6 protein-coding genes are annotated in these 3609 nt (G+C 70.2%); all 6 read left to right on the forward strand.

What is annotated here, in order from left to right:
- Positions 1-142 precede the first annotated feature (142 nt).
- The 6 genes from OO57_RS37330 to OO57_RS37355 all read left to right on the forward strand — a co-directional run bounded on the left by OO57_RS37330 (position 143) and on the right by OO57_RS37355 (position 3426).
- Entirely contained in the window at positions 143-421 is a 279-nt protein-coding gene (locus OO57_RS37330; RefSeq protein ID WP_033257320.1) for a hypothetical protein, read from the forward strand.
- Positions 422-435: 14 nt separating this feature from the next.
- Entirely contained in the window at positions 436-879 is a 444-nt protein-coding gene (gene ssb / locus OO57_RS37335; protein ID WP_063737735.1) for a single-stranded DNA-binding protein, read from the forward strand.
- Positions 880-1009: 130 nt separating this feature from the next.
- On the forward strand, positions 1010-1678 hold the full coding sequence (locus tag OO57_RS37340) for a hypothetical protein (protein WP_158715381.1): 669 nt from the start codon (positions 1010-1012) through the stop codon (positions 1676-1678).
- 73 nt (positions 1679-1751) lie between these two features.
- A complete protein-coding gene (locus tag OO57_RS37345) occupies positions 1752-2021 on the forward strand; it encodes a hypothetical protein (protein WP_033257322.1) in 270 nt (89 codons plus the stop codon).
- A 53-nt stretch (positions 2022-2074) separates the two neighbouring features.
- On the forward strand, positions 2075-2983 hold the full coding sequence (locus OO57_RS37350; protein WP_033257323.1) for a hypothetical protein: 909 nt from the start codon (positions 2075-2077) through the stop codon (positions 2981-2983).
- A 170-nt stretch (positions 2984-3153) separates the two neighbouring features.
- Positions 3154-3426, forward strand: a complete 273-nt coding sequence (locus tag OO57_RS37355; protein ID WP_033257324.1) for a hypothetical protein — start codon at positions 3154-3156, stop codon at positions 3424-3426.
- Positions 3427-3609 lie beyond the last annotated feature (183 nt).

The following is a 3609-nucleotide window of genomic DNA, read 5'->3' on the forward strand; positions in this document are numbered from 1 at the left end:
CGGTCTGTCAGTCGTCGGACCGGCGTGCTGAACCACGCCTCCGCGCTTGACCAAAAACCCTCTACGAGGTAATATTGTTCTTGTTGGGAGGGGAGGGCACCCCCGACCAACGGACAGAGACCACGGCACAACCGGAGGCTGCGTGAACCCGCGCTACATCGCCTACTTCACCGACCCTTCCGGTGGCGGCAATCCCGAGCCCGTCACGTCGGTCCGCCAGGCGGCGGACCGACTGCGGACCCGGGCCCGTGACCCCCGAATCGGCTGCACCGAGCAGTCGGTCGTCGACCTCTACCTCATCACCGACGGGCAGATGCTCGTGGATGCGGAGGAGATGGCCGGGGTGGGTGTGCCGTTCGACGGCGGTCCGGACTTCCGGATCACCCTGGGCCCGCGCGGCGGCGCCCGTATCGAACGCTAAGAGGAGCGAGAACCATGACAGGCGAAACCAAGATCACCATTGTCGGCAACCTCGGGGACGATCCGACACTCAAGTACAGCGGCAGCGGAGCCGCTCGGGCCACCTTCACCGTCATCTCCAACGAGCGAATGTGGGACAGCTCCACCCGCAGCTACCGCGACGGCGACTCCCTCGCGATGCCGTGCGTCGCCTGGCGGCAGTACGCGGAGAACATCGCAGCCAGCCTGGCCAAGGGCGCACGCGTCGTCGTGACCGGCGCCCTCAAGCAGCGCACCCACCAGCCGGCCGACGGAGGCCCCCGCCAGGTCTACACCGAACTCCAGGTCGAGGAGGTCGGCGCGTGCATGCGCTTCGCCACCGTCGAGGTCACCAAGGCAGGGAGCCGACCCGCCCAGCAGGGGGCCACCACCGCCCCGCCCGCGACCGGCGCGTTCGAGGCGACTTGGCCGCCCGTTTAGGTCCCGCCCACCCCGGCGGTCCCGCCCACCGTCGGCTCCTGGCCGACTCCGGCCGTGGCCAGCTGACCTCCCGCAGGCCGGGCGGAGCACTCCGCCCGGCCCTGGCCAGCCCCGCCCACGAAAGGACAGCTTGAGCACCACCACCCTCTACTCAGAACCCATCAGCACCGCCGCCGTACCGGGTGGCCCAGCCCACACGAAGACACCGGCCAGCGTCGCCGCCGTCGTTGCCTACGCACGTCGCCACGGCTGGAACGCCCAGACCACGTGGTCCCCGGCGGACGAGACCAACACCGGTGACGGATGGGTGGTGAAGACGTCGGCCGACACCGCGCGCGGGCGCGGCGAGTTCCGGCTGGTCTGGCGCTACCAGGGCAGGGGCCTGCGGTACGAACGCTACTTTTCCGAAGGACGAGGCCCCGGAAAGTTCAGCCACGACCCCACCCTGCCGTTCGTGCGGTGGGCCATGCGGAACAACCCGATCCCCTCGGCAGCGGCAGGCGACGAACCGCCGGTTTGGCGCTGGCGCGAGCCGGACGCGCTGCCGCCCACGGTCGAGGAGCTGACGGAGTCCATGCTGGCACCGATCCGGCGCAACGCGGAGCACTCGTGGCTGCCCCAGACCGTCTACGCCTCGCGATGGATCGGGCGCGACTTCCTCGGCCAGGACTGTCTCCTCACCAGCGTGGCCATGCCGCGCGACGGCTACCGGCCCGAGGACGTCCACCCCGGCAGTCCCTTGCCACTGCTGACCATCCTGCCCAGCTTCTACTACGGCACCGTCCCCACCGGAGGGTGAGCCGTCCACGCAGCTCAAGGCCCACCCGGCACCCTGCTCCACCAGTCGAACAGTGTTGACGAAAGGTTCCACCATGCCCACGGCGCCGCCCCCGAGCGAGCTGACCCGCACCATCAACACCATTCAACGCGGCATGTTCGCCGCCGTCCTGGTGGTCATCGCCGCCACCGCCATCTCCGCCCTGCGGGACCAACTCCTCATCACCTACCCGCTGCTCGCAGTCGTGGCCGGTCTGCTCTGGCTTCAGTCCGTCGTGGTCCTCCACCTGCCCAAGGCCATCAAGCAGGCCACCGAGCAGCACGGCGGCCCGCCGCTCCTGCCCAGTCCCGGCTCCCGACGCTGACCAACCCAGGACGGTCGGACCACCGGGGCCCGGCCGGTCACTCCGGAGAACACTTGATCACCACCTACACTCGCACCCGCCTGCTGCTCCGCTACGAGGTCGAACACGCAGAGACCGGCCTCACCTACTACACCGTCCGCGCACCCCACGTCATCGGCACCATCACGCTGCATCCGGAGGCCGCCCCCGGGGAGACCGCCAACCCCGACGCCTACACCCGGCTCCGGTTCGTCTCCGGCCGCTACGACCCCGACGAGGGCCCCGGCAGCTACACCGACCGACTCGCCGTCTACAACGCCTGGATCTACGACGGCATCACGCTCCCCACACCAGGCACCCCCACCGACCGCGACCCGTGGGGGCAACTCCACCGCAGCACCTACGAACTGGCCACCGAGAAGGCCCGCGCCCGAGCCAAGGAGGTCGGAGAGAAGATCGTCAACGAGTATCGGGCGGACCGCCGCCATGTGCAGCACGCCCGCTACCTCCGGTCGGTGGCCGACCGCCAGCTGTCACGGGCCGCCCGCGAAGCCGACGACCTTCGCCCGGCAGTCGACCGGCTCGGCGTGCTGGAGACCCAGATCGACCGGTGGACCCGACTGCGCGACCCCGGGACGAGCAGCACCACGACCCTGGAAGTCGGAGGCCACTTGGCTGACTGGATCGACGCCCGACTGGCCGGCCGCCAGCCGCTCACTTCCGCCGACCACGAGATCTACCGCTCCTGGGCCGCCGCCCGCCGACTCGGCGAACGGGCAGCGATCTTCCAACCCCGCCGCGTGGTGCTGCACACCGCCGCCGCCCTCGCCAGCTTCGCCCGCATCCTCACCGAGGCCAGTCTGGAGTCGCCGAGCAAGGTCGCCCGTGCCGACGCCCGTTGCCGCCTCCACCGCATCGCCGAGATCCACCCCGTACTCGTCCCGGAGGTTCCCCACAGGGAAAGCGAGGAAGCACCCCACTGAAACCGGGGGCAGTGCGCCTGTCGATCTGACGGTCTGCCAGTCGTCGGACCGGCGTGCTGAACCACGCCTCCGCGCTTGACCAAAAACCCCCTACGAGGTAATATTGTTCTTGTTGGGAGGGGAGGGCAACCCCGACCGACACCCACGAAGGACCCAACGAAAGGCCGAACATGACCGTCCTCGCCACCGAGCGCCTCGCCGACGAATCCGCCGACGCCGCGCTGGTTGCCCTCCGAGCCTTCATTGCGGCCGACCCCGCCGCCTACCGCCACGAGCCCGTCGGCGCCGAAGGCACGGCCACGATCATCGCCGACCTGATCACCTCCGCCCTCCATCTCGCCGACGCCGTCGGCGTCGCGGGAGACCGGGAAGAGTTCGTCCACCGGGCGTACTGCCGATACCGAGAAGAAGCCGCGTACGACCGGCTCGCCGACTCCTTTTAGGGCGGGCCCACCGGCTCCGGCGAGTGTCGGAGCTGGTGGGGGTGTGGTCGCGCCTTTGGCGCGGCGGTGTTGTTGGCGGCTGTCGCCGCGGGCCGCCTGTGGCGGTGGGTGTGGTCGCGCCTTCGGCGCGGCGTTCCTTTTTGCCGGGCGCCCCGCTGCGCGGTTCCCCCGGCCCCCCTTCGC

The organism is Kitasatospora phosalacinea (genome assembly GCF_000717185.1).
In the GTDB taxonomy this organism is placed as follows: domain Bacteria; phylum Actinomycetota; class Actinomycetes; order Streptomycetales; family Streptomycetaceae; genus Kitasatospora; species Kitasatospora phosalacinea_A.

Coding starts and splice junctions, on each gene's coding strand:
- ssb (WP_063737735.1), top strand. CDS start 436: ATGACAGGCGAAACCAAGATCACCATTGTCGGCAACCTCGGGGACGAT.
- OO57_RS37345 (WP_033257322.1), top strand. CDS start 1,752: ATGCCCACGGCGCCGCCCCCGAGCGAGCTGACCCGCACCATCAACACC.
- OO57_RS37355 (WP_033257324.1), top strand. CDS start 3,154: ATGACCGTCCTCGCCACCGAGCGCCTCGCCGACGAATCCGCCGACGCC.